Annotated in this window: 21 protein-coding genes; 12 read left to right on the top strand and 9 right to left on the bottom strand. The window is 69.6% G+C overall.

The window, feature by feature from the left end:
- Nucleotides 1-101 precede the first annotated feature (101 nt).
- Together ABWV53_RS13700 and ABWV53_RS13695 are read right to left on the bottom strand one after the other, a co-directional pair.
- Entirely contained in the window at nt 102-1,583 is a 1,482-nt protein-coding gene (locus tag ABWV53_RS13700; RefSeq protein WP_353366638.1) for an AMP nucleosidase, read from the bottom strand.
- Between the two features lie 66 nt (nt 1,584-1,649).
- On the bottom strand, nt 1,650-3,722 hold the full coding sequence (locus tag ABWV53_RS13695) for a putative bifunctional diguanylate cyclase/phosphodiesterase (protein ID WP_353366637.1): 2,073 nt from the start codon (nt 3,720-3,722) through the stop codon (nt 1,650-1,652).
- A gap of 127 nt (nt 3,723-3,849) precedes the next feature.
- Here ABWV53_RS13695 and dbpA point away from each other — a divergent pair, with 127 nt between their 5' ends.
- From dbpA to ABWV53_RS13660, 7 genes are all read left to right on the top strand, one after another.
- Nucleotides 3,850-5,247 carry an ATP-dependent RNA helicase DbpA gene (gene dbpA / locus ABWV53_RS13690; protein WP_353366636.1) on the top strand — a complete coding sequence of 466 codons (1,398 nt, stop codon included), beginning with the start codon at nt 3,850-3,852 and terminating at the stop codon, nt 5,245-5,247.
- A 96-nt stretch (nt 5,248-5,343) separates the two neighbouring features.
- Nucleotides 5,344-6,120 carry a GntR family transcriptional regulator gene (locus ABWV53_RS13685; RefSeq protein ID WP_353366635.1) on the top strand — a complete coding sequence of 259 codons (777 nt, stop codon included), beginning with the start codon at nt 5,344-5,346 and terminating at the stop codon, nt 6,118-6,120.
- A 41-nt stretch (nt 6,121-6,161) separates the two neighbouring features.
- Nucleotides 6,162-7,166 (top strand): tripartite tricarboxylate transporter substrate binding protein, encoded by a 1,005-nt coding sequence (locus tag ABWV53_RS13680; RefSeq protein ID WP_353366634.1) that lies wholly within the window; start codon nt 6,162-6,164, stop codon nt 7,164-7,166.
- A 3-nt stretch (nt 7,167-7,169) separates the two neighbouring features.
- Nucleotides 7,170-8,003 (top strand): amidohydrolase family protein, encoded by an 834-nt coding sequence (locus ABWV53_RS13675; RefSeq protein ID WP_353366633.1) that lies wholly within the window; start codon nt 7,170-7,172, stop codon nt 8,001-8,003.
- A gap of 78 nt (nt 8,004-8,081) precedes the next feature.
- A complete protein-coding gene (locus ABWV53_RS13670) occupies nt 8,082-9,047 on the top strand; it encodes a cation diffusion facilitator family transporter (RefSeq protein ID WP_353366632.1) in 966 nt (321 codons plus the stop codon).
- On the top strand, nt 9,044-9,499 hold the full coding sequence (gene dtd / locus ABWV53_RS13665) for a D-aminoacyl-tRNA deacylase (protein WP_353366631.1): 456 nt from the start codon (nt 9,044-9,046) through the stop codon (nt 9,497-9,499). Before ABWV53_RS13670 ends, dtd begins: the two co-directional genes overlap by 4 nt.
- 191 nt (nt 9,500-9,690) lie before the next feature.
- Nucleotides 9,691-10,905, top strand: a complete 1,215-nt coding sequence (locus ABWV53_RS13660) for an MFS transporter (RefSeq protein WP_353366729.1) — start codon at nt 9,691-9,693, stop codon at nt 10,903-10,905.
- A 21-nt stretch (nt 10,906-10,926) separates the two neighbouring features.
- On the opposite strand, the gene ABWV53_RS13655 is transcribed toward ABWV53_RS13660, so the two are convergent.
- Together ABWV53_RS13655 and ABWV53_RS13650 are read right to left on the bottom strand one after the other, a co-directional pair.
- On the bottom strand, nt 10,927-13,902 hold the full coding sequence (locus ABWV53_RS13655) for a DEAD/DEAH box helicase family protein (RefSeq protein WP_353366630.1): 2,976 nt from the start codon (nt 13,900-13,902) through the stop codon (nt 10,927-10,929).
- Nucleotides 13,899-15,980: a site-specific DNA-methyltransferase gene (locus ABWV53_RS13650; RefSeq protein WP_353366629.1), complete on the bottom strand. Its 2,082-nt coding sequence runs from the start codon at nt 15,978-15,980 to the stop codon at nt 13,899-13,901. Before ABWV53_RS13650 ends, ABWV53_RS13655 begins: the two co-directional genes overlap by 4 nt.
- 121 nt (nt 15,981-16,101) lie before the next feature.
- Here ABWV53_RS13650 and ABWV53_RS13645 point away from each other — a divergent pair, with 121 nt between their 5' ends.
- On the top strand, nt 16,102-16,542 hold the full coding sequence (locus ABWV53_RS13645; protein WP_353366628.1) for a transcriptional regulator: 441 nt from the start codon (nt 16,102-16,104) through the stop codon (nt 16,540-16,542).
- A 59-nt stretch (nt 16,543-16,601) separates the two neighbouring features.
- Here the strand turns inward: ABWV53_RS13645 and ABWV53_RS13640 are convergent, their stop codons facing one another.
- The 3 genes from ABWV53_RS13640 to ABWV53_RS13630 all read right to left on the bottom strand — a co-directional run bounded on the left by ABWV53_RS13640 (nt 16,602) and on the right by ABWV53_RS13630 (nt 19,008).
- On the bottom strand, nt 16,602-17,342 hold the full coding sequence (locus tag ABWV53_RS13640) for a sulfite exporter TauE/SafE family protein (RefSeq protein WP_353366627.1): 741 nt from the start codon (nt 17,340-17,342) through the stop codon (nt 16,602-16,604).
- A 197-nt stretch (nt 17,343-17,539) separates the two neighbouring features.
- On the bottom strand, nt 17,540-17,998 hold the full coding sequence (gene ybeY / locus ABWV53_RS13635; protein ID WP_353366626.1) for an rRNA maturation RNase YbeY: 459 nt from the start codon (nt 17,996-17,998) through the stop codon (nt 17,540-17,542).
- 59 nt (nt 17,999-18,057) lie between these two features.
- Nucleotides 18,058-19,008, bottom strand: a complete 951-nt coding sequence (locus tag ABWV53_RS13630; protein WP_353366625.1) for a PhoH family protein — start codon at nt 19,006-19,008, stop codon at nt 18,058-18,060.
- Nucleotides 19,009-19,057: 49 nt separating this feature from the next.
- Here ABWV53_RS13630 and ruvA point away from each other — a divergent pair, with 49 nt between their 5' ends.
- From ruvA to ruvB, 4 genes are all read left to right on the top strand, one after another.
- Nucleotides 19,058-19,630, top strand: a complete 573-nt coding sequence (gene ruvA, locus ABWV53_RS13625; RefSeq protein ID WP_353366624.1) for a Holliday junction branch migration protein RuvA — start codon at nt 19,058-19,060, stop codon at nt 19,628-19,630.
- A gap of 94 nt (nt 19,631-19,724) precedes the next feature.
- Nucleotides 19,725-21,293: a trypsin-like serine protease gene (locus ABWV53_RS13620; RefSeq protein WP_353366623.1), complete on the top strand. Its 1,569-nt coding sequence runs from the start codon at nt 19,725-19,727 to the stop codon at nt 21,291-21,293.
- A gap of 93 nt (nt 21,294-21,386) precedes the next feature.
- Nucleotides 21,387-23,354: a serine protease gene (locus ABWV53_RS13615; protein ID WP_353366622.1), complete on the top strand. Its 1,968-nt coding sequence runs from the start codon at nt 21,387-21,389 to the stop codon at nt 23,352-23,354.
- Nucleotides 23,355-23,416: 62 nt separating this feature from the next.
- Nucleotides 23,417-24,481, top strand: a complete 1,065-nt coding sequence (gene ruvB / locus ABWV53_RS13610; protein WP_353366621.1) for a Holliday junction branch migration DNA helicase RuvB — start codon at nt 23,417-23,419, stop codon at nt 24,479-24,481.
- Nucleotides 24,482-24,578: 97 nt separating this feature from the next.
- Here ruvB and ABWV53_RS13605 read toward each other — a convergent pair whose 3' ends face one another.
- Together ABWV53_RS13605 and ABWV53_RS13600 are read right to left on the bottom strand one after the other, a co-directional pair.
- Nucleotides 24,579-25,217, bottom strand: a complete 639-nt coding sequence (locus ABWV53_RS13605; protein WP_353366620.1) for a histidine phosphatase family protein — start codon at nt 25,215-25,217, stop codon at nt 24,579-24,581.
- A gap of 39 nt (nt 25,218-25,256) precedes the next feature.
- Nucleotides 25,257-25,952, bottom strand: coding sequence for a DUF4136 domain-containing protein (locus ABWV53_RS13600; RefSeq protein ID WP_353366619.1), 696 nt, complete (start codon nt 25,950-25,952; stop codon nt 25,257-25,259).
- Nucleotides 25,953-26,003 lie beyond the last annotated feature (51 nt).

Below are 26,003 nucleotides of genomic sequence, written 5' to 3'. Positions count from 1 at the left end.
TTGCAGCTAGGTAGTAGTCCATACGTGAAAAAGCCAGCACGGTGGTGCTGGCTTTGGTGTAGCAGTGGGGCCCCGCACGGCCCGCGTGGCAATGCCGCCGGCTACTGGAACGCCACCTCGGCAAAGCTGCGCAGCTTGCGGCTGTGCAGACGGCTCACGCCGCCTTCGCGCAGGATCTCGATGGCGCGCATGCCGATGCGCAGATGCTGGTCGACCCGCTCGCGGTAGAAGTGGTTGGCCATGCCGGGCAGCTTGATCTCGCCGTGCAAGGGCTTGTCGGACACGCACAGCAGCGTGCCGTAGGGCACCCGGAAGCGGAACCCGTTGGCCGCGATGGTGGCGCTTTCCATATCCAGCGCCACGGCGCGGCTCTGGCTGAAGCGGCGCTGGGGCATGTTGTCGGGCAGCAGCTCCCAGTTGCGGTTGTCGGTGCTGGCGACGGTGCCGGTGCGCATGATGCGCTTCAGGTCGGCCTCGGGCACCTGGCTCACGTCGGCCACGGCCTGCTGCAGCGCCAGCTGGATCTCGGCCAGCGCGGGAATGGGCACCCAGAGCGGCAGCTCTTCGTCCAGCACGTGGTCTTCGCGCACATAGGCGTGGGCCAGCACGTAGTCGCCCAGCTGCTGGCTGTTGCGCAGGCCGGCGCAGTGGCCCAGCATCATCCAGGCATGGGGCCGCAGCACGGCGATGTGGTCGGTGATGGTCTTGGCATTCGACGGGCCCACGCCGATGTTGACCATGGTGGTGCCGCTGCGGTCGGCGCGCACCAGGTGGTAGGCGGGCATCTGCGGCAGGCGGGGCGGGGCCACGCCCAGGTCGTCGCCGGCCTCGGCGGCCAGGCCCTTGCGGCGGGTGACCACGTTGCCGGGCTCGATGAAGGCGATGTATTCGCTGTCCGGGTTGGCCATCTCGGCATGGCCCAGGCGCACGAACTCGTCGATGTAGAACTGGTAGTTGGTGAACAGCACGAAGTTCTGGAACCACTCGGGCGCCGTGCCGGTGTAGTGGCGCAGGCGGTGCAGCGAATAGTCCACCCGCGGCGCGGTGAAGAGCGACAGCGGCTGCGCCTCGCCCGCCCGTGCCGCCCAGGTGCCGTTGGCGATGCCGTCGTCCATGGCCGCCAGGTCGGGCAGGTCGAACACGTCGCGCATCAGCATGCGCCGCTCGGGCGTGAGCGAGCCTTCGATGTGGTCGTGCTCGGCGAACGAGAAGTGGATCGGAATGGGCTGGTTGCTGATGCCGACCTCCAGCTCCACGTTGTGGCTGGCGCGCAGCAGGCGGAACTGCTCGGCGTAGTAGCGGGCGAACAGGTCGGGCCGGGTGAGCGTGGTCTCGTAGCGCCCCGGGCCCTCGACGAAGCCATAGGCGAGCTGCGTCGCGGCCCGCGCCACGGTCAGGGTCTGCACCCGAACGAAGGGGTAGAACGCCCGGACGTGGGAGGGAGGCGTTTCTCCGCCGACGAAGCGCTGCATGGCGTCGCGCAGGTGGCCGATCTGCTGCTGGTAGATGCGCTGGACCTGCGCCAGCGCATCGGCGGGATCGGTGTGGAACGTGGGTTCGGTGAAGTCAGGAATCTGGGCCATGGCGCTATTGTCATGCAGCGCCGTGGCGTCGGCAGGATCGGGCCGCGCCTGCCCTGGGCGTATCGGTCAGGTGGGCAGATCCTGCATCCAGCGGCGCGCGCGGGCGCCGTCCATCGGCCTCGAAATGCCGTAGCCCTGCGCCAGATCGCACCCCAGCTGGCGCAACAAGGCCAGCTGCTCGGGCGTTTCCACGCCCTCGGCCACCGTCCTGAGCTGCAGACTGCGCCCCAGCTGCACGATGGCGGTGACGATCGCCACGTCGTCGTCGCTGCCGGGCGTGTCCATGACGAACGAGCGGTCGATCTTGAGCTTGTCGATCGGATAGCGCTTGAGGTAGGCCAGCGACGAGTAGCCGGTGCCGAAGTCGTCGATGGAAATGCCCACGCCCAGCGCGCGCAAGGCGCCCAGGGTTTCGCGGGCCTGGTCGGCGTCCTGCATCAGCACCGATTCGGTGATCTCGATCTCAAGGAAGCGCGCCTCCAGGCCGGTCTGCTGCAGCACGCTGGCGATCTCGCGGGCCACGTCGCGCTGGCGGAACTCCAGCGCAGACAGGTTGACCGCCACCGGCACGCGCTGCAGGCCGGCGTCGTGCCAGGCCTTCATCTGGCGGCAGGCCTCGTGCATCACCCACCGGCCGATCGGCGTGATGAGCCCGCGCGACTCGGCGATGCCGATGAAGTCGGCCGGCCCGACCAGGCCGCGTTCCGGGTGCTTCCAGCGCACCAGCGCCTCGAAGCCCACCAGCCGGCCGTCGTCCACCCGGACCTGCGGCTGGTAGTGCAATTCGAACGCGCCTTCGAAGATGGCGTCGCGCAACAGCCGCTCCTGCTGCAGGATCTCGGTGGCGCGCACTTCCATGCCGGGGGCGTAGAACTGCCGGTTGCCCCGCCCGCTGTGCTTGGCGGCGTGCATGGCGGCATCGGCGCGGCGCATCAGCTCGTCGGGCGCGCGGCCGTCCTCGGGGAACACGCTGATGCCGATGGAGGGCGAGAGCGAGAGTGGTGTGCCGTCCACGTGGAAGACCTGGCGCATGTCGGCCAGCAACTGGTCGGCCACGGCGGCGGCGTCGCCCCGGTTGTGGATGTCGGGCAGCACCACCGCGAACTGGTCGCCGCCCACGCGCGCCACCAGGTCGGACGGGCGGACCGCGCCCTGCATGCGCCGGGCCATCTCGCACAGCAGCAAGTCGCCCGCTTGGTGGCCGAGCGAGTCGTTCACGGTCTTGAAATGGTCCAGGTCGAGGAACAGCACCGCCGCCCGCGCGTGCCGCCGCTGCGCGGTGTCCAGCGTCTGGCCCAGCTGGCCCATCAGGTGCCGGCGGTTGGGCAACTGCGTGAGGGAGTCGTGCTGCGACAGGAATTCCAGCCGCGCCTGCGCCTGCTTGCGCGCCGTGATGTCGCGCAGCACCGCGATGCGGTAGTCGCCGCCCGGCTCCGGCATGTTCTTGCCGATGATCTCGACCGGAATGCGCCGGCCGTCCTTGTGCAGCACGGTCGCTTCGTAGGAATGCTCGCGGCCGGCCATCACGTAGTCCTCGGCCTGCGCGCGGTACTCCTCGCTCACGAATCCCAAAATGCCGCGGCCCTGCACCTCGGGCAGGGTGTAGCCCAGCAGCCGCGTCACGGCGTCGTTCATGTCCACCACCCGGCCGTCGCGGTGGAAGACGATGGCCTCGTCGGTGGCGAGCGAGAACTTGCGCATGCGCTCTTCGCTCAGCAGCACCGCCTGCTCCGACAGCCAGTGGTGGGTGATGTCGTTGACCAGCACCAGGATGACCCGCTGCCCGCCGGCCAGGACGTGCGGCGTGAGCGTGACCTCGACCATGCGGCTGTCGTGCCCGGGCATCTCCAGCCGGCGCGTGTATTGCACCCGCTCGCCGGCGGCCACCCGCCGCGCGTGCGATTGCACGTCCTTCCAGGCGTCTTCGCCCACGATCTCCTGCGCCGTGCGGCCCAGCATGGCCTGCACCGCGAACCCATGGGCCTCGGCGTAACCCGCGTTGGCGAACACGCAGCGCAGATCGGGGAGCGTGTAGCAGGCCAGCAATGCCGGAACGGAATCGGCCACCATGCGCAGCAGGGACTCAGGGGTCCAGCCTTGCAGGTCGGCGAGCGTGTCGGCGTGGGGAATGTCGGACATGGAGGGTTCGGTCTGCCGGACTTATAGCCCATCGCCCCGCGGCTGTGCACCGTGCAAGCCCTCGAATCCGCCCGGCGGCACGCCGGAGCGTGCGGGCGGCACCGGGTGCGCGCCGGATAATCGGCCGATGACTACCCCTTCCGCCGATTTCGGCACCCTGCCGCTGTCCCCCGCCACGCTCGCCAACCTCCAGCAGTTGGGTTACGCGCAGATGACCGCCATCCAGGCCGCCGCCCTGCCGGCCGCGTTGCAGGGGCGTGACCTCATCGCCCAGTCCAGCACCGGCAGCGGCAAGACGGCCGCCTTCGGCCTGGCCCTGCTGGACCGGCTCAACCCGCGCCACTTCGGCGTGCAGGCCCTGGTGCTGTGCCCCACCCGCGAGCTCGCCGACCAGGTCACCACCGAGATCCGGCGCCTCGCCCGCGCGCAGGACAACATCAAGGTCGTCACCCTCTGCGGCGGCGTGCCGCTGCGCGGGCAGATCGCCAGCCTGGAGCACGGCGCGCACGTCGTCGTCGGCACGCCCGGCCGGGTGATGGACCACCTGGAGCGCAACACGCTCGACCTGCAGGGCCTGAAGACCCTGGTGCTGGACGAGGCCGACCGCATGCTGGACATGGGCTTCTTCGACGACATCGCCCAGGTGGCGCGCCAGTGCCCGGCCGACCGGCAGACGCTGCTTTTTTCTGCCACCTACCCGGAAGGCATCGAGCGCATCGCCCGGCAGTTCATGAAGTCGCCCCAGCAGATCACCGTGCAGGCGCAGCACGGCGCCGGCAAGATCGCCCAGCGCTGGTACGAGGTCAAGGAAAGCGAGCGCCTGCATGCCGTGTCGCAGTTGCTGGTCCACTTCCGGCCCGAATCGGCCATCGCCTTTTGCAACACCAAGCAGCAGTGCCGCGACCTGGTGGACGTGCTGCGCGGGCAGGGCTTCAGCGCCCTCGCGCTCTACGGCGACCTGGAGCAGCGCGACCGCGACCAGGTGCTGGTGCAGTTCGCCAACCGCAGCGCCACGGTGCTGGTGGCCACCGACGTGGCCGCACGCGGGCTGGACATCGCCCAGCTGCAGGCCGTCATCAACGTGGACGTGACGCCCGACCCGGAAATCCACATCCACCGCATCGGCCGCACCGGCCGTGCCGACGCCGAGGGCCTGGCTTTGAGCCTGGCGAGCCTGCCCGAGATGGGCAGCGTCGGCAAGATCGAGCAGCTGCAGGAGCGGGAATGCGAGTGGCACCCGCTGGCCGAGTTGACCCCCGCGCCCGGCGGCCCGCTGCTGCCGCCCATGGCCACGGTGCAGATCGTGGGCGGGCGCAAGGAAAAGATCCGCGCCGGCGACGTGCTGGGCGCGCTGACCGGCGAGATGGGCTTCACCCGCGAGCAGGTCGGCAAGATCAACGTGAACGAGTTCTCCACCTACGTGGCGGTGCAGCGCGACATCGCCGCCGAGGTGGCGCGGCGCCTGTCGGCTGGCCGCGTCAAGGGCAAGCTGGTGCGGGCCCGCCTGGTGGGCGACGAGCAGTGATCTGATTCCCCGGGGGCGTCGGCGGCCCCCGGGTTAGCCCGGGTATGCCGCCCCGCCCGGCAGAATAAACTGCAACTCATCTAGAGGAGTAGATGAATGCAGCAGTCCGACACCGACCTTGGCGTGGTCGAGCACCCTGGCCTGGCCCGCTATGCCGCGTTGGCCGCCGCCCTGCGCCAGCGTGTGGTGCGTGGCGAGTGGCCGCCCGGCACCGCGCTGCCGGCCGAGCAGGCCCTGGCGGCCGAGCACGGCGTGGCGCTCGGCACGCTCCGGCGGGCGCTGGAGCTGCTGGTGGAGCAGGGGTTGATCGAGCGCATCCACGGCAAGGGTACTTTCGTGCGCAGCGGCATCGCGGGCGCCTCGATGCTGCGCTTCTTCCGCTTCGGCGACGGCGTGGCGGGACAGCTGCCGGCATCACGCATCCTGGGGCGCACCGTGCTGGCCGCACCCGTGGAAGCCGCCCGTGCGCTGGGGCTGGCACCCGGCGAAAGCGCATTGCGCCTGCAGCGCCTGCGTCTCATCGACGGCGAACCCTGCCTCCTGGAGCACATCTGGCTGCCGCTGGACCTTTTTGGTGCGCTGGCGCCGCAGGAAGGGGCGGCAGCCACCGATGGCTCGGAGGCTTCCCGCGACTGGCCCGCGCTGCTGTACCCCTTCTACGCCAGCCGCTGCGGCGTGCACGTGCAGCGCGCGGTGGACGACATCGGCTTCGGCGTGCTGACCGCGCCGCAGGCACGCAGCCTGGAGCTGGCGGCCGGGCACCCCTGCGCCGTGGTCACCCGCCGTGCCACCGACCTGACCGGGCGTTGCGTCGAATGGCGCGTCACGCGCGGCGACGCCCACGCCTTCCATTACAGCGTCACGCTGACCTGACCAGACAACCGCATCCCCATCCCCATTCCAAGGAGCCTCGCATGCCCGTCCCATCCCACCTCCCCACCCGCCGCCTGGTGCTGGGCGCGGCCGGCGCCGCGCTTGCCGCACCCTGGATCGCCACCCGCGCCCAGCCCGCGCAAGGCATCGCCGGCGGCCGGCCCATCACCCTGGTGGTGTCGTACCCGGCCGGCGGCGGCGCTGACCTGATGGCGCGCATCATCGCTCCGCGCATGGGCGAGGCGCTGGGCCAGAGCGTGGTGGTGGACAACAAGCCCGGCGCCAGCGGCCAGATCGCGGGCGCCCATGTGGCCCGCGCCACGCCGGACGGTGCCACGCTGCTGCTGGATGCATCGTCTTTCGCCGTCAACCCGTCGCTTTATCCCAAGATGGCCTACGACTCCGCCAAGGCCTTCACGCCGCTGGCGGTGCTGGCCACGTTTCCGAACGTGCTGGTGTGCTCGGCAGGCTTCGAGGCGCGCAGCGTGCAGGACGTGATCGCCATGGCGCGCGGCAAGCCGGGCAGCGTGGCCTACGCCTCGTCGGGCAACGGCTCGGCCCAGCACCTGGCCGGCGCGCTGTTCGAAGAGCGCGCCGGCGTGCAGCTCTCGCACATTCCCTACCGCGGCGGCGGCCCGGCCATGAACGACGTGATGGCCGGCCAGGTGCCGCTCTTCTTCGCCAACGTGGCGTCTGCGCTCGGCCACATCCGGGCGGGCAAGATGCGGGCGCTGGCCGTCACCTCCGCGCTGCGCGCCCGTTCGCTGCCGGACGTGCCCACCATGGCCGAAGTGGGCGTGCGCAAGTACGAGGTGCTGGAGTGGAACCCGGTGCTGGCCCCTGCCGGCCTGCCGGCGGATGTGCAGGCGAGGCTGGCGGACGCCATCCGCCGGGCGCTGGCCGATCCCGAGGTGCTGTCGCGCGTTCGCTCCCTGGGCGGCGACGTGTTCCCCGATGCCTCGCCGGCGGCGGCCGCCCGCTTCATCCAGGGCCAGCGCGCGCTGTGGGCCGACGTGGTGCGCGACCGCAAGATCTCGGTCGGGTGACCGATGGCGGCGACACTCGACACGACTGCGCCGGCGGATGGCGGCCTGTGGGATGCCCATGTCCACGTCTTCAGCCCCGATGCGCCCGTGCAGGCCGGCCACTATCGGCCCCGGCACTTTCCGCTGGAGCGCATCGAAGCCGAGGCCGCTGCCTGCGGCGTGCAGCACCTGGTGCTGGTGCAGCCCAGCGTCTACGGCACCGACAACACCGTGATGCTCGAGGCGCTGGCCTCCCGGCCCGGCCGCCACCGCGGCGTGGCCGTGGTCGACGCTGCAGTCACCGATGCCGAACTGGACCGCATGCACGCGCTGGGCGTGCGGGGCGTCCGCTTCAATCTCGTCTCCCCGGTGGGCAACGGACCGGCGGCCTTCCAGGCGCTGGCGCCGCGCCTGCGGGACCGGAGCTGGCACGTGCAGTGGTATGCATCGCCGCGGCATCTGGCGGAGATCGCGGCGCTGCATGGCGCGGCCGGGGCGTCTGGGGCGCCCATCCCCTGTGTGCTCGACCATCTGGCCGGCATGCACGCCGGGCTGGCCGACGGCGACCCGGCATGGGGCCATCTGGCCGCGCTGGCGGAGCAGGGCACCTGCTGGGTGAAGCTCTCCGGCTGGTACCGGCTGGACTGTGCGGCGCCCTACACCGCGCTGCACGCCGCCATTCGCCGCGTGGCCGCGCTGGCGCCGGGGCGGCTGGTGTGGGGCTCCGACTGGCCGCACACCGCGTTCGAGCCCGACGCGCTGCCGGCCTATGCCTCGGTCTGGCAGCCCGTGGCCGAGGCGCTGGCGCCGCACGAAGCCGCCGCCGCGCGCCGCGACGCGGTCGGGCTCTACGGCTGAGGGGCGCCCGTCGCGGCCCTCGCGGCCCGATGGCGCAGGCAAAATAGCGCCCCGCGCCGCCGTCTCTGGAACCCCCCCATGTCTTCTTCCGCCCCTTCCGCGCCTCCAGCCGGCGTCGCCGCGCTCGCGCCGCGCACGCTGCTCTGGGCCTCGGTCGGCGTGGCGCTGGTCACCATCGTGATGAAGACCATGGCCTGGCATCTCACCGGCTCGGTGGGCCTGCTGTCCGATGCGCTGGAATCGTTCGTTAACCTGGCGGGGGCGGTGTTCGCCCTGGCCATGGTGACGGTGGCCGCGCGCCCGGCCGACGACGACCATCCCTACGGCCACCACAAGGCCGAATACTTCTCGTCGGGCTTCGAGGGCATCCTCATCGTCGGCGCGTCCATCGCCATCTTCTGGGCGGCGGCGCATCGCCTGACCGAGCCGCAGCCGCTGGAGCAGGTCGGCTGGGGGCTGGCGCTGTCGGTGGCCAGCTCGGCGCTCAACGGGGGCCTGGCGTGGCTCATGTTCCGCTCGGCGCGGGTGTACCGCTCGGTCGCGCTGGAAGGCGACGCCCGCCACCTGGTGACCGACGTGTGGACCTCCGCCGGCGTGGTGGTCGGCATCGGCGCGGCCGGCTTGACGGGCTGGCTGTGGCTGGACGCGGTCGTGGCCATGGCCGTGGCGCTCAACATCCTGAAGGAGGGCGCCCACATGGTCTGGCGCGCCTCGCAGGGCCTGATGGACGCTGCCGTCGAGCCCGAGGCGCAGGCCGCCATCGATGCCGCGCTGCAGACCTTCGCGCAGCGCGAGCCCGCCCTGCGCTTCGACCACCTCGTGACGCGCCAGGCGGGCCAGCGCCGCTTTGCCGGCCTGCACCTGCATGTGCCCGCGGACTGGAGCCTGGGCCGTGCGGCCCGGCTGCGCGGCGCGGTGGAGGCGGCGCTGATGCACGCCGTGCCCGGCCTGCGCGTGACCATCGAGCTGCTGCCCGTGGGCGTGGAGGCCTACCGCGACGGCGACCCGCCCCAAGACCCCTTGCATCCCCAGGAGCGCGAATGATCAGTGTGCTGCAACGCGTGCGCGAGGCGCGCGTGGACGTAGAAGGCGCCACCATCGGCCGCATCGGGCCCGGCCTGCTGGTGCTGGTGTGCGCCGAGCGGGGCGACACGGAGGCCGAGGCCGACCGCCTGCTGGCCAAGCTGCTGAAGCTGCGCATCTTCTGCGACGCCGCCGGCAAGATGAACCGCAGCGTGCAGGACGAGGGGGGCGGCCTGCTGCTGGTGAGCCAGTTCACCCTGGCGGCCGACACCAGCGGCGGCAACCGTCCCAGCTTCACCCAGGCCGCCGCGCCCGACGAGGGCCTCCGGCTGTACGACTATCTCGTCGCCCGCGCCCGCGCGTCGCACCCCCTGGTGGAAACCGGCCGATTCGCCGCCGACATGCAGGTCCATCTGGTCAATGATGGGCCGGTGACGATTCCGCTGCGCATCGCGCCGTCGGCGGCTGATTAATCAAAAATGATAGCAACAGGCTCAGGTGGATCAAGCGCTGCGGCCGTTTTTCGTTCGGAACGGGTGCGCGGCTGCCGCCCGATGCCTCTCGACATGGGTCTTTCTTGACTGATACCGCCGTCCCAGCCCATCCGCCCACCGGGCCCACCGGGCCCACCGGGCCGGCCTCGCCCTCGCGCGCGCTCTGGGGCATGTTCCTCTGCCTGCTGTCGGGCTTCGCGCTCAGCCAGGCGTTTCGCACGGTGACCAGCATCATCGCGTCCGGGCTGCAGTCGGACTTCGGCATCTCGCCCGATTCCCTGGGCGCGTTCGCGGGGCTGTTCGGGCTGTCGTTCGGCGTGACCCAGCTGTTCATGGGCATCGGCATGGACCTGTACGGGCTGCGCCGCACCGTGCTGGCGGCGTTTCCGCTGGCCGTGCTGGGCTCCGCCGTCTCCGCGCTGGCGCCCAGCTACGGCTGGCTGATGCTGGGGCAGCTGCTGATCGGCGTGGGCTGCTCGCCCGCCTTCCTGGCGTGCACGGTGTTCATCTCGCGGCACTTTCCGGCACAGCGCTTCGCGTTCTTCTCGGGCGTGGGCATGGGCGTCGGCGGCCTGGGGCTGCTGTTCACCGGAACGCCCCTCGCCTGGCTGGTCCAGCATGGCGGGTGGCGGCTGGGCTTCTGGGTGCTGGCCGTGCTGTCGCTGCTGTCGTGGCTGCTCATCTACGTGCGGGTGCACGAGCCGCCGCTGCCGCAGGCCGCTGCTCGCCCGCGCGAATCGTGGGCCCAGGCCGCCGGCCGCTTCGGCGACCTGTTCCGCGTGCCGCACACCTGGGGCATCCTGATCCTGGGCATGTGCTGCTACGCGGCGTTCCTCTCGATGCGCGGGCTGTGGCTCGGGCCGATGCTGATGGGGCGCTACGGCTTCTCGCTGGTGGACAGCGGCAACGTGGCCCTGGTGCTGTCGATGATCGCGCTGTTCGTGCCGGCCTTCTTCGGCCGCCTCGACCCGGGCCCCGCGCGCCGGCGCCGCTGGATCACCGCGTTCTCGCTCTCGATGAGCGGGCTCTTCGTGGTGCTGGCGTTCATGCACCACGCGGCCGCCAACGTCGTGCTGATCTTCCTGATGGGGCTGCTCTCGGGCTACAGCGTGCTGCAGTACGCCGATGTGCGCTCGTCCTACCCCGCCGAGCTGACGGGCCGCGCCCTGTCGCTCTACACCATGTCGATGTTCCTGGGCGTGGCCCTGATGCAGTGGCTCACCGGCCTGGTGGCCGCCTGGGCGCAGCACCAGGGCCACGAGCCCTACCAGACGGTCATGCTCTGCATCGCCGCCATGCTGGGCGCTGCATCGACCGCCTTCCGCTGGTTGCCGAGTTCGCCGCTGCTGCGCGCGCCCGCGCAGCCGCCCAGGCCGCGAGGCTGATCCTGCCCGGCGCGCCGCAGGTCAGATCAGGCTGGCCTGCAGCGAGGCATGCGCCAGGGGCCGCAACCGCGCGAAGTCCAGCAGCTCGGCCAGCCGCGCGCCCTTGCCGTGCCACTCGTACACCATGTCTTCGCCCAGCAGCACGTAGTGCCAGGCCGGCCCCCCGCGCTGCGCCGGTGTCAGTGCATTGATGCGCTCGCACCAGGCCAGGGCGGCCTTGAGCTTGCGCTGCACGTCGGGGTGAATGGTCTGCTGCTGCGCCTTCGTCTCCACCAGGTACACGGCGTCTTCGGTGCGCACCAGGAAGTCCGGTGAGTAGAAGGCAGGCAGTCCGTCTTCCTTCACGTAGCGCAGCCGGGCGAACGCGTGCCGGCTTTCGCTGATCTTGCAGAAGGCCCGCACCTGCGAGTCGGCCTGCGCCCAGTGGATCACGCTGCGCTCCAGTCCGCCGTTGCGGGCCGGCCACCCCAGGCGCGGGTAGATGCACTTGCTCACCTCCACGGAGCAGCTCTCGCGCATGACCAGCCGCGGCACCTCGCTCAGGCGGCGCAGGCGGACCTCGGTCTGCCCGGTCGCGTGCCTTCGTTCGGAATCCAGCAGGGCGACGGCGAATACCTTGCTGATGTGGTCCACCACCGGCTGCAGCAGCAGCACGCGCCAGCTCTCCCCCTCCAGCGGGTTGAACGCGTGACCGAACAGGTGGGTCCAGATGTAGTCGTCGAGCCAGCCGGTCAGCTCGGCCTGGTGGACCTGCATGTAGGGCTTGGCCAGGTGCGTGGCGACCTTGTTGCCCTGGGGCACCGGCTCGCTCAGGGCCTGGCCGATGCGCCGCGTCAGGCGCGACAGGTATTCGTTGTAGCCGCCGACGTTCATCACCACGCCGTCCACGCGGTAGTCGCCGAACAGCGTGGCGCTTTGCAGGTCTTGCGAGACGAAGTGGTCGCCCTGGCCCAGCAGGCCGGTCAACTGCAGCACCGTCAGCGTGGTGAAGGCCGGCAGGGTGGCGACGTCCAGTCCGTCGTGGGTGCGGACTTCGTCCCGCTCCTGCAGGATGAAGGGGATGCCGAAGTCGAACGCCTCGAAGCCATCGCGCAACTCCACCGTCATCGCGTCACTGGTGCTGGAGGTGTCGTCGCTGCCGTCGCCAGTGGTGCCCGCGAGCCCTGCGGTCAGCAGGTCGTCGTAGAACGACTGGAACGCCGGGTGCTCGATGATGGACAGCACGTCGATCAGGCTGTCCGGCTCCTGGCCGGCATCGATCCGTTCGCGGTTCTCCCGCTTGATGTCGGCGAATTCCTCGTCGCGCCACATCAGGCGCAGGCCCCGGCCGATGGTCTGCTCCAGCAGGATCTGCGCCTGGCTCGACCGCAGCGGCACGATGACGCAGATGTTGTTCACGTCGAAGCCCTCGCGCAGCATCAGGACGCTCACGATCACGCGCGGCGTGGCGTGGCTGTCCACGCTGAACAGGCGCTCCCGCACGGGCGCCCATTCCTTTTCGCCCAACTCGGCCTTCTTGCCCGAGTCGATGGTCATCACCTCGTCGCCGTTCAGTCCTTCCTGCTCGCACAGAAACGCCGCCACCAGGGGGGACACCGTGGTGTCCTCGCACACCACCAGCATCTTGGGATGGCGGTGCGGATCGATCCGGGCGAAGTCCGCCTCCAGCTTGCGCAGCTTCTTCAGGCCGGCGCGCAGCATCACGCGCTGGCCTTCGCTCAGCGTGGTGTTGCCCGATTCGTCCCGCCGGGCCGTGAATTCCAGGGGCAGCGCACCGATCTCCTTGCGCCGGTCCAGCACCAGCGACTTCACCAGTCCGGCGCGCATGGCGCTCTTGAGGTCGAAGTCGACCACGATGTGCGGGAAGTACACCTTGCGCTTGTGCTTGCCGCCGCCCACGTCGTTGTAGGGCGTGGCGGAGAAGTCCACCTGCACGAAGCGGCGGCCCTTGGTGGTCGCGATCCGGCTCAGGCTCTTTTGCCACTCCACTTCCGAGGTCTCGCCTTCGCGCTTGAGTTCGTGGATGTGGTGCGCCTCGTCGTTGAACACCATCAGTTCGGGCAGGGCCGCGAGAAACTCCAGCACGTTGCCTCGCGCATGGCGGCGGTCCAGCACGTCCAGGCTGTTGCCGTTGGCGCGGCCGGGCGTGAGCGGCAGCACGGATGCGACCACCTCGTGCGGCTCCCGCGGCGCTCCGGGCGCCTGCACGCCCGGGGAGCCATCGTCGGCCTCTCCTTCGGCCAGCAGGTGCCAGTTGGTCAGGGCGATCATGCCGTTGCCCGTCGTCTTCAGCCCGATCTCCGCCTTGCCGCACACATTGCCGCGCACGAAGGCGAACACCGCCTCGCGGTGCGATTCCGGCAAGAATAGGTCGGCGAACTTGCACAGATCCGAGGTGTGGAAGTCGCGCCCCGCGCCACCCGCCACCCGCTTGCCGCAGAAGGCGTCCAGCAGCCGCTCGTAGACGATCAGGCCCGGCGCCACCACCATGAAATGCCGCGTGAAGCGCCCGTCGTCCGTGCCCTCTTGCAGGGCGGCGGTCTTGTTCAGCAGCTGCCAGACCATCAGTGCCTGCATCACCCAGGTCTTGCCCGTGCCGGTGGCCATCTTGAAGCAGTACTTGGGGTGCGCGTGCTTCGGGCTGGCGACTTCGGCCAGGCGGCCGCCCGTCAGCAGCGCCTCTGGCGCGCACGCTTGGTAGAGGTCCAGCAGGGTCCAGTCTGGCCGCCCTTGCCCCAGCACTTCGTGCGCGACGATGGCATTCAGGATGGCCTGCTTCTGCCCGGCATGGAAGTTCAGCCCGCCGTGGCCCGCGGCCGTGGCGCCCCGGGCCAGCACCATGTCGTCGCCGAACCACCAGCGCAGCAGCTCGGCGGTGGTGGGCGTGACCTGCTCCAGGATGTCCGCCGCCCCCGACTCCAGCCCCAGGCACAGCCGCCGCGTGAGGGCCGTCAGGCCCGTGGCCAGGGCCAGCGTTGCATCGGGCTGGGCGCTCATGCGGCCTCCACGGTGGCGACCACCTCGGCCTCGAAGCCGAAAACATCCACGACCCGCACGCACACCTTGCGCGGGCCTTCGATGGCTGGCGCCGTCACCGTGGCCGTCGTCACCACGCGCAGCGCATCGGCGCCGCTCGCCGTGTTGCCCCGGTAGTCCTGCCACACCGAGCGGAACACTTTCCCGTCGTAGTCCGGGTCCACGGCCCAGTATTCGATGAGCGCCAGGGGCTCGGCATTGGCGATCTGCTGCAGCTTGGCGCGGTTGGCGTCGTCGAGGTTGATGGCCTCCGGGGAGAGCAGCACATAGTTCTTGAGCCGCACCGTCAAGGCTTCCTGCGCCTTGCTCGCTGCCTGTGTGCCGGTGGTCGACGGCCTGCGTTCGACGGGGTGGATCGTCAGGTACTGCAGGCTGGAAAAGCGCACCTGGCCGCGCAGCTTGTCGATGCCGCCCTTTTTCTTCAGGCGGTCCATCAAGTCGGGTGGAATGACCAGCACCTCCAGGCGCGAATCGTTCAGCGCGGTGATGGTCTCGCCGATGCTGGGCTCGAAGTTCCAGCCCAGCACCACCACCCGGTCCCAGCCGCCCAGCAGGTTGTCGCGCTGGGCGATGGCTTTCTTGAGCGTGGACATGCCCGTGAGCTTGTTGGGCGAGTCGGCGAGCACGAGCGTCTTGCTGCCGCGTTGGCCGCGTACGTCAATGCCAGCGATCTGACCAAGGTTCCGCTGTGGACTGGCTTCGATGGGAAGAGGCAGGGCGCCGTACAGCGAAAGGACAATCTGCGACAGGTCGCCCATGCGGAAATCCCGGCCAAGGGCAGCCTTGACGGCCTCTACTTGATAGTCGCCTATCGCTTGGTACAGAAACTCCTTCGCTTCCAAGTCGATGAGACGCTTGCGCATGATCATGCATGCAGGTTTTCCCAAGTCGGCGGTTATCCAGCGGCGACCGGTCTTCTCTGCGACAGCTGCTGTGGTGCCCGAGCCGCCGTTGAAATCGATGATCAGCCCTGTGCTGGGACACGATGCGTTGATAATCCGCTCTAGTAGTTTTTCTGGTTTTTGAGTTTCGTACCCGGTTCTGGGGTCGGCACTGCGAAAAATCATTTCAATATCCTGCCAAGTATCATCTAGCACCGCATCCTTAATTATCTTGTTTCCCGATCTGCGGACGAAATACTTAATCCTTACTGCTCCGCTCGACGTTCTCTCGATTCGGCCAGCTGCTTCCAAAGCGTCTATGCTGGTATCTGAGTAGTCACCCTTCGGTGAGGTCCAGTAGTACCTTCCCTGGCTGTCTATCTTTATGCCTGCGGGAAGTCGTTCTATTCCGTTGATCCATTCGATATGGCTGATCTGTTCCCTCAACTGTGGTTCGAAATGAAAGTCTTCAGTTTTTGAGTAGAAAAGCAGCTGATCCTGGTTTCTTGGAAACTGGGTTGCACGTGATTTGGCTCCAAGGCTGTTTTTAATCCAGGCGATTTGGTTTCGAAAATTATCCCTCCCAAAAACTTCATCTAACACGATCTTCACGTAATGCCCCACGTGCCAGTCCAAATGCACGTAAATGGAGCCTGTGTTCGCCAGCAGCTCTTTCATCAAGATGAGTCGGGGTGTAATCATGGCCAGATAGGAAGCCGTGCCTTCGCTCCAAGTATCGGAATAGGCAAACTGTTCGATGACCGTAGGCTTTTGCTCCAACTCCAGCCCTGGCAACATGACCTTGGTGCGGTAATCAGCCTTGCTGTCAAAGGGCGGATCGATGTAGATCAGATCCACCTTGCCGCGCAGGCTAGGCGTCTGTTCATCGCCTGCGAGCAGAGCCGCCATGGCGAGCAGGTTGTCACCATAGATCAGGCGATTGGTCCAGTCAGTTGCACCGTTGCCGTGGCCCCCTGTGTCTCGACGAGCTTGCTGCGTGACCCAGTCAGGAGCTGCCGTGTCCTTCGCTGGCAGCACCAGCTCGCGCGTCTGCAGGCTGATGCGGTTGCGACCTTCCAGACCTTCCAGGATTTTTTCGGCTTCCTTGCGGCCTTGCGTCACGATTTCAGGGAGTTGTTCGAGCAGGGACTTGGACATACGGCTACACGGAAACGCCTTTGAGCATCTCCTTCGGTTGAACAGTTGAATCAACAAATGATTGAATGAATTGTGCAACAGGAAGTGGATGCCCCGTGCCACCGGCTCTTACGGTCGGCGCATGGACAACAAGATGGAATTCGCCGAACGCCTGCGGGCCGCCATGGTGCAAGCGGGCATGGAGCCGCGCCCTGGCGTGCTGCTGCAGGTGTTCAACAGCCACTACTGGGGCCGGTCGGTGACCTTCCAGGCGGTGTCCCGCTGGCTCAAAGGCGAGGCGATTCCGGCGCAGGACAAGTTGCTGGTGCTGGCCAGCCTGCTGGGCATCGAGCCCGAGGTGCTGCGTTTCGGGCCGCAGGCGCGTCAGGCGCTGAACGAGCGCCGCGAACGGTGGGAGACGGGGGTGAGCTACCTGGAGCGAGAGACTTTCGACGCCTTCCTGCAACTGCCGCCCGAGCAGCGCAGGCTGATCCGGGAGGTCATCCTGACCTTCCATCAGGTGCACGCTGCGGGGCAGTCAGCCGGCGGTGCGGAGCGATCCGCCCCCCGCGCCGGCAAGTAGCCCGCGACTTTCCAGGGCGCGGTTCTGCCAGTGCCCCGACCGACCGCCCCGCGCTGGGCCTATTGCCGCCAGAAGAACAACGCCGCCATCACCAGGCCGGTCGCGACGATGCCCCAGCGCAGCCACGCCGCCGGTATGCGCCGCGCCACGCGGGCGCCGGCGTAGCCGCCGGCCGTGGCGGCCACCATCATCAGCAGCGCCTGAGGCCACAGCACCACGCCGCCGGCCGCGTAGAGCGCGACGGCGATGCCGGTGAGCACGGCCGACACGAGGTTCTTCAAGCCGTTCATGGCGTGCAGATGCGTTTGCCCCAGCAGCCCGAACAGCGCCAGCAGCAGAATGCCCAGCCCGCCGTTGAAGTAGCCGCCGTAGGCCGCCACCGCCAGCAGGCCCGCAGTGGCCCGGGCGGTGGAGGGCGTGCCGCCCGACAGGGCCTGGCGCAGCTTGGGGCCGAAGGCGAACAGCGCCGTCGCGGCCAGCAGCAGCCAGGGCACCACGCGGCGGAAGGTGGCTTCGGGCGTGACCAGCAGCAGCAACGCCCCGGCCGCGCCGCCCAGCACCGACAGCACCAGCAGGCGCCGCATCGACAGCCCGGGCGGCGGCGCCGTGTCTTCACGGAAGCCCCAGGCGCCCGCCAGGTAGCCGGGCAGCAGCGCGACCGTGCCGGTGGCGTTGGCCACCACGGGCGGCACACCGGTGAAGACGAGCGCGGGCAGGGTCAGGAAGCTGCCGCCTCCGGCGACGGCATTGAGCGCGCCGGCCACGAAGGCGGCGCCAAGCAGCAGGGCGGTGTCGAACATGGTGTCTCCTGGCCAAGCATGGTAGGGGCGAAGGCGGCGGCCATTACCCGCACGGGGCGCGGAAGTGTTGTGTGCGCGACGCGCCGGGCGCCCCGGGGCGATCGCCGTGCTGCGGGAATGGCGGCCGGGACAGCCTGTCGAGACGCTCGAGGCGAACGGGTCGAATCAAACGGCAGTGCCTGGCCGGGGCGGCGCGATCAAGCCGCGTAGGGGTCGGCGAAGCCCAGCTCCTGCATGATGGCCGTCTCGTAGGCTTCCATCTCGTCGGCGTCTTCCGGGCTCGTTTCGTGGTCCCAGCCCTGGGCGTGCAGGGTGCCGTGCACCAGCAGGTGGGCGTAGTACTCGCGCAGCGGCTTGTTCTGCTCGCGCGCCTCGCGCTCCACCACGGGGGCGCACAGCACCAGGTCGGCCACCACCACGGGCTCCTGCGCGTAGTCGAAGGTGAGCACGTTGGTGGCGTAGTCCTTCTGGCGGTAGTCGCGGTTCAGGGCCTGGCCTTCTTGCGCGCCCACGATGCGCACGGTGATCTCGGCGTCGGCGGCCAGCGCGTGGCGGATGAAGCGGGCGGCGGCGTGCCTGGGCAGGGCGGCGCGGTGTTCGGCCACCCCGTCGAAGCGGGCGAATTGCAGCGACAGAGTGAGTTGGTTCAGTGCCATTTCGGCCTCCAGCGCTTGATGATCAAGCGCCACTAGCTATAAAAATAATAGCAATAACGTCAGTGGGAGGCGCCGCGGGTGCGCTGGGCGTCGTACGCGTCCACGATGCGGGCGATGAGCGGGTGGCGCACCACGTCGGCGGTGGTGAAGCGCGTGACGGCGATGCCCTTGACGCGTTTGAGCACGCGCTCGGCGTCGATCAGGCCACTGAGGGCCCCCTTGGGCAGGTCGATCTGGCTCACGTCGCCCGTCACCACCGCGCGCGAGCCGAAGCCGATGCGGGTAAGGAACATCTTCATCTGCTCGGGCGTGGTGTTCTGCGCCTCGTCCAGGATGATGAAGGCGTTGTTGAGCGTGCGGCCGCGCATGAAGGCCAGCGGGGCGATCTCCAGCGCATTGCGCTCGAAGGCTTTCTGCACCTTCTCGTAGCCCATCAGGTCGTAGAGCGCGTCGTAGAGCGGGCGCAGGTACGGGTCCACCTTCTGCGTCAGATCGCCGGGCAAAAAGCCCAGGCGCTCGCCCGCTTCCACCGCCGGGCGGGTGAGCACGATGCGCTGCACGTTGCTGCGCTCCAGCGCATCGACCGCGCAGGCCACGGCCAGGTACGTCTTGCCGGTGCCGGCCGGGCCGATGCCGAAGGTGATGTCGTGGCTGGCGATGTTGTCCAGGTAGGCGCCCTGCGTGGCCGTGCGCGCGCGCAGGTCGGCGCGGCGGGTGGTCAGCTGGGTGGCGGTGCCTTCCGGCGCGGCCACCAGTTCGCTGTCGCCGGCCAGCATCAGCTGGATGTGGTCCTCGGCGATGGGGCGCTCGGCCATTTCGTAGAGCGCCTGCAGCAGCTCCATCGCCTGGGTGGCGCGCGCCTTGGTGCCGTCCACCTTGAACTGCTCGTGCCGGTGGGCGATGCGCACCTCCAGCGCGGTCTCGATCTGGCGCAGGTGGGCGTCGGCCGGGCCGCACAGGTGGGTCAGGCGGTTGTTGTTGTGGGGGGTGAAGGTGTGTCGCAGGATCACGCGGATAATTCCGATCAGAAGGCCGGCAGACGCGCGGCGAAGGACACCCATGATAGGCAAATTGACCGGCACGCTGCTGGAGAAGAACCCCCCGGAGGTGCTGCTGGACTGCCACGGCGTGGGCTACGAGGTGCAGGTGCCGATGAGCACCTTCTACAACCTGCCGGCCACCGGCGAACGGGTGGCGCTGCTCACGCACTTTATCGTGCGCGAGGACGCGCAGCTGCTGTACGGCTTTTCCACCCACGGCGAGCGCCAGGCGTTTCGCGAACTCATCAAGATCAGCGGCGTCGGCCCGCGCACGGCGCTGGCCATCCTGTCGGGCCTGGGCGTGACCGACCTGGCCCAGGCCGTCACCCTGCAGGAGGCCGGCCGGCTGGTGAAGGTGCCCGGCATCGGCAAGAAGACGGCCGAGCGCCTGCTGCTGGAGCTCAAGGGCAAGCTGGGCGCCGACATGGGCGCCGCCGTGCACGCCAGGAACGATGCGCAGGCGGATATCCTGCAGGCCCTGCTGGCGCTGGGTTACAACGACAAGGAAGCCGCCGCCGCGCTGAAGGCGCTGCCCGCCGACGTGGGTGTGAGCGAGGGCATCAAGCTGGCGCTGAAGGCGCTGGCCAAATAGGTCGCCCGCCGCGCCCGCGCCCGGCGCCTTCCGCGCCACACCGTTTTCCAGGGATTCATTCCGCTCGAGGCTTTAGACCAATGAGGACTACCGCATGAACGCCATCAAACCCTGGGTGCCCGCCACGGCGGCCCTGCTCATTCTCTCCGCCTGCGGCGGGGGCGGCGGCAACAGCTCGACGCCCGCTCCCGCGGCGCCCGCGCCTGCACCCGCGCCCGCGCCCGCGCCTGCCCCGACACCCGCGCCGCCACCGATCTCTACCGGCTCCGACCGCATCGAGCCCTACGACCCGAGCGCGGTCGCGACGGCTTCCGCGCCCGCCGCCAAGGACGCCCTCGTGCAGGCCAGCTCCACCACGGCCGGCCAGGGCATCGCACCTGCCCCGGCGGTGCGCCGGGTGGCCCTTGGCGCCCTGGCCCCGGCCGTCGCCGACAAGACCGCTGCCGCCGCCGCGGCGCCCGCCCCGGGCGAGCCCCGCCAGATCGGCGTGGCCCGCGGCGTGGCGGACACCGCCACCGTCGCCGCCACGCAGGCCCTGCTGCGTTGGAGCGCGACCGACCGTGGCACCCAGGTGGCCGCGCTGGCCTTCGATTCCCCGGCCGCGCATGGCGTGCGCCTGGGCGTGCTGGTGCGCGGCCTGCCGCAGGGCGCCGTGCTGCGCTTCTACGGCGGCGACGCATCGGCCGCCGTGCAGATCTCGGCGCAGGAATTGGCCGCCGTCGCGGCGCGCAACGCCCAGGGCGGCGCCGATGCCGACACGGCCCGTACCTACTGGAGCCCCGATTTCGGCGGTGCCACCGCCACGGTGGAAGTCGAGATCCCGGCAGCGGCCGCCACCTCGGCCGTGCAGGTCGCCGTGCCGCGCCTGTCGCACTTCGGGGTCGCGCCCGATGCGGTGGAAGGCGCCTTCACCACCAAGGTGGGCGAATCCGGCAGCTGCAACATCGACGCCACCTGCCGGCCCGAGTTCAGCAGCGAGAGCCGCTCGGTCGCCCGCATGATCTTCGTGCGCGACGACGGCAAGGCCTACCTGTGCACCGGCACCTTGCTCAACGACGCCCGCTCGTCCACCACGCCGTACTTCCTGAGCGCCAACCACTGCCTGTCGTCGCAGTCTGTGGCCTCCACGCTGACGACCGACTGGTTCTACCGCTCCAGCGCGTGCAACACCAGCAACGTCAACCCCGGCGCCGTCCGGCTGACCGGCGGCGCCACGCTGCTGCACGCCACGGCCACCACCGACACCGCCTTCATGCGGCTGAACAACCCCGCGCCCACCGGCGTGGTGTATGCCGGGTCGTACTTCGGCGGCGTGGCGACGCAGTCCCCGGTGCTCGGCGTGCACCACCCCGCGGGCGACCTGCAGAAGATCAGCGTCGGCACCGTGCAGCGCTACAGCACCTGCGTCGACAACTTCTGCCAGACCAGTACGTCGGACAACGGCACCTTCCTGGCGACCACCTGGCAGCAGGGCACCACCGAAGGCGGCAGCAGCGGCTCGGCGCTGTTCCTGGGCATCGGCAGCCGCCGCTACGTGGTCGGCCAGCTGCTGGGCGGCGATGCGAGTTGCGGGAACCCGGGCGGCGCTGACCAGTACGGCCGCTTCGACCAGCCCTACCGGTCTACGCTGCGGCAGTGGCTGAACCCGGGCAGCAGCCAGTAACGGCAGGGCCCCACAAGTACGATGCATGGCGCCGCAGAAGCGCCAGTGCCGAGCGGGCCTCGAATCCATTCAACCGACAAGAGGGCGAACGTCATGAAACGACTTCGTGCGTGGGGGCGCGGCAGCGCGGGCATTTCTCTGGTGGCCAGCCTGTTGCTGGCGGCGTGCGGGGGCGGTGGCGACTCCGGCGTTTCCGCGTCGGCGGCGCCGGCGGTCGCGCCGCCCGCGCAGGTGCTGAAGGTGGAGCCGCACGAGCAAGCCGCATCGGTGGTGCAGGACGTGGCCCGCACCAAGCTGCGCCTGCTCTCCGCCGCCGACACCGTCGCCCCCAGCCGCATCGCGCTGGGCCCGCTGGTGCAACCCAAGAGCGCCGCGCCCGAGGGCAGTGGCCCGTTCACGCCGCTGCAGATCGGCGCGGCGCGCCCGGTGCCGGCCACCCGCACCGCCGCCGACCTGCAGCGCCAGTTGCGGTGGCGTGCGTCCGCCACCGGTGGCCTGGTGGCGGCCGTCAGCGTGGATGCCGAGGGCGCGCACGGGCTGCGCCTGGGGCTGCTGGTCACGCAGTTGCCCGGCGGGGCGAGGCTGCGGGTCTACAGCCAGTTCAAGCCGGACGCCGTGTACGAAGTGTCGGGCCATGAGGTGCTGCAGCTGATCGAGCGCAACCTGCAGGCCGGCGACGGCACCGATGCCGCCCGCACCTGGTGGACGCCCGACACCGGCGGCAGCGAAGCCACGCTGGAGATCGAGCTGCCCCCCGGCACGCCCGCCAGCGCCCTGCAGGTCGCCATTCCCCAGGTGTCGCACGTGTTCGTCGACCTGTCGTTGCCCCTGGAAGGCGGCCTGGTCACCAAGGACGTCGGCGACTCCAGCAGCTGCCAGCTCGACGCCACGTGCTACAGCCAGTCCGCTCCGGTGCGCAACGCCGTGGCACGCATGATCTATGTGAAGGACGGCGGCGGCTATCTGTGTACGGGCACGCTGCTCAACGACAGCGGCTCCACGGGCACGCCTTACTTCATCACCGCCAACCACTGCATCTCGACGCAGACGGTGGCCTCCACGCTGCAGACCGACTGGTTCTTCCGCGCGCCCTCGTGCAACAGCCGCACGCTGGCCGCGACCACCGTCAAGCGGACCGGCGGCGCCACCCTGCTGTACGCCACGGGCGACACCGACACCTCCTTCATGCGCCTGAACGACACACCGCCCGCAGGGGCCACGTTCGCAGGCTGGGACGCCACGTCCCGCATGCTCGATTCCGCCGCCATGGGGGTGCACCATCCACGGGGCGATCTGCTGAAGGTCAGCTTCGGCCAGTTGTTCGCCACCGCGAACTGTGCATCGACGGGAGGCGCCGGGTTTGCCTGTTCGCAGGCGTCCGGCGTGTCCGGCAGCTTCTATGCCATCTCGTGGACGCAGGGTCTGACCGAGGGCGGCAGCAGCGGCTCCGGCATATTCCAGTCCAATTACCTGGTGGGAACGCTTTACGGCGGCACCAGCGCCAGCTCCAACGCCTGCACCGAATCCACCTTGTCGGTCTACGGCCGGTTCGACAGGCCCTATCAGGCGGCGCTCAAGCAGTGGCTGTCCCCCACGCCCGTCGCCACGCCCGCTCGCACGGCGGTGTACCGCTTCTTCAACACCGCCACGGGGGCGCACTTCTTCACGTCCAGCGCGGGCGAGCGCGACTTCGTCATCCGCACCTACCCGACGTTCAACTACGAAGGCACGGCCTTCTACGCCTATGGCAACCCCACCGCCGGGCAGAACACGGTGTTCAGGTTCTTCAACCGCGTCACCGGCGCGCACTTCTACACCATTGACCAGGGCGAGCGCGACTACGTGATCGGCAACTACCCCGCGTTCCAGTACGAAGGGCCCATCTGGTACGCGCAAACCGCGGCCGGCAATGGGTCGATTCCCATCTACCGCTTCTTCAACCGGAGAACCGGGGCACACTTCTACACCGTGAGCGCCGCGGAGCGTGACTTCGTCATCGCCACCTACACCGACTTCCAGTACGAAGGCATCGCCTACAACGTCTGGTCCAGTGCCCGGTGACGGCGGGGGGCGGCGCCCGCTGACCCGCCTGCGCCGCTCGCCCTGACCCCTTCCGCATTCCCATGAGCATCCAGACCGACGACTTCGCACCCATCCCACCGCCCAAGCGCGTGGTGTCCGCCGCCCCGGCATCGCCGCAGGAAGAGGCGCTAGAGCGCGCCCTGCGCCCCAAGCTGCTGCAGGAATACGTCGGCCAGGCCAAGGCGCGCGAGCAGCTGGAAATCTTCATCGGCGCCGCCCGCAAGCGCGAAGAGGCGCTCGACCACGTGTTGCTCTTCGGCCCGCCGGGGCTGGGCAAGACCACGCTCAGCCACATCATCGCGGCCGAGCTGGGCGTGAACCTGCGCCAGACCAGCGGCCCGGTGCTGGAAAAGCCCAAGGACCTCGCGGCGCTGCTCACCAACCTGGAAAAGAACGACGTCCTCTTCATCGACGAGATCCACCGCCTCTCGCCCGTGGTCGAGGAAATCCTCTACCCCGCGCTGGAGGACTACCAGATCGACATCATGATCGGCGAAGGGCCGGCCGCGCGCAGCATCAAGCTCGACCTGCAGCCCTTCACCCTGGTCGGCGCCACCACCCGCGCCGGCATGCTCACCAACCCGCTGCGCGACCGCTTCGGCATCGTCGCCCGGCTGGAGTTCTACACGCCCGAAGAGCTGGCCCGCATCGTCATGCGCAGCGCGGGGCTGCTCAATGCCCCCATCGACGCGGAAGGCGGCTTCGAGATCGCCCGCCGCTCGCGAGGCACCCCGCGCATCGCCAACCGCCTGCTGCGCCGCGTGCGCGACTACGCCGACGTGAAGGGCGACGGCCGCATCACCCTCGACATCGCCCAGCGCGCCCTCACCATGCTCGACGTGGACCCCCAGGGCTTCGACGTGATGGACCGCAAGCTGCTCGAAGCCGTCATCCACCGTTTCGACGGCGGCCCCGTGGGCCTGGACAACATCGCCGCCAGCATCGGCGAGGAGTCCGGCACCATCGAAGACGTGATCGAGCCCTATCTCATCCAGCAAGGCTATCTGCAGCGCACGCCGCGCGGGCGGGTGGCCACGCTGGCCGCGTTCCGGCACCTGGGGGTGACGCCGCCGAAGGCGGGTGGGGCGGATCTGTTCAATCTTTGAGCGGTTCTGGCCATCCGCCGCATCGCAGGGAGCATGGGCAGTGGGGGCAGTGGGGCAGTGTGCGGCAACGACGCCAGAAGGCTTCCGTACGCCGCGCTCAAGAATGCAACTCGTCCCGCGCCCCCGCCTCCAGATGCCCCACATCCCCCCATCCCACCAGCGTCAGCCCGTCGGGCGTCCACAGCAGCCGGTTGATGGCAGCGTTGCCGAGGTGCCAGGTGCGGGGGGATTGGGTGTCCTGCCCGGTAGCCAGGCGGTAGAGGGCGTCCAGCACGCCGCCGTGGGCCACCAGGACCATTTGCTCGCCGGTGTGGCGGGCGGCCAGGCGGTGCACGGTCTGGGCGATGCGGGTGCGCAGGGTGGTCAGCGACTCGCCGCCCGCGGGAGCGTAGTCGGGCTCGCGCTGGCGCCAGCGTCGGGCTTCGTCGGGGAGCTCGGCCTCGATCTCGCCGAACGTGCGGCCCTCGAAGTGCCCGAACCCTCGCTCCCGCAACCCCGTCTCCAGCGTCAGCGGCGCGCCGGTGGTGTCCGCCACGGCCTGCGCGGTCACGCGGGCGCGTTGCAGGTCGCTGGTGTAGATGGCGGCCACCGGCTCGTCGGCCAGCGCGGCGCCTACGCGGCGGGCCTGCCAGAGGCCGGTGTCGTTCAGCGGGATGTCCAGATGGCCCTGGATGCGGGTGTCGACGTTCCAGGCGGTTTCGCCGTGGCGGATGGCGATGATGCGGGTGGCTTGCATGCGGTGCGGTGCGGTGCGGGGGGTGCGGGTGGTCGGAGCTCAGGGCCTGACCACCACGCCGGGCGTGGCGGCGGGCGCGGCCGGGGCCACGGTGATGGTGGAGGTGGCAGCCCCGCCCGGGGCGCCCGGCGTGATGGTGGTGCGCACCTGGCGGGTGCCGGCCGGCGGTGTCGGAAAGCCCGTCAGCGCGGCGTCGAACAGCAGGCCGAAGATGGCCGGGTCGTCGGTCCACACGTCTTCGTACACGGCGGAGGTCTCATACACGATCTGCTGCGTGGTGGCGTCGCGCAGCACCAGGCTGACGGAGCGGCGGTGCAGGGTGGGCGGGCGGTCCATCATCCAGCCGCCGCCCAGGCCCCAGCCGTGGCGGCCGCCGTAGCCGAAGCCCCAGCCGAAGCGGCCGTAGAACGGGTCGGCGTAATAGGGTGCCCAGGCGGGCGTCACGTAGCTGCCGTGTGCAGCGATCTGCAGCACCAGGCGTGCGTTGGCGTCGTCGCGCTGCAGGCCGACGCGGGCCAGCGACTGCTGGGCCAGCGCCTCGATGGCGTTGAACGACGCGGCGTGCGCGGCCTGCGAGGGCAGGCGCTCCAGCCGGTAGGTGGCCGGCTGGGGCACTGCGGGCAGGGTGGAATAGCTGCGCACGTCGCTGTCCACCACGCGGGTGGAGGCACAGCCGGCCAGCACGGCTGCCGCCGCGCACAGCACCAGGGGTCGAAGCCAGCGCACGATCGTCATAGGGGTCTCCTCGTCGGAAATGAGAGTGAACAAGCGGGCTGGCTGGCTGGC

The sequence above is a fragment of the Acidovorax sp. FG27 genome (assembly GCF_040365715.1).
Lineage (GTDB): Bacteria > Pseudomonadota > Gammaproteobacteria > Burkholderiales > Burkholderiaceae_C > Paracidovorax.
Note: the sequence above shows the minus strand (reverse complement) of the source record. Positions and strands in the feature narration are given on the sequence as shown.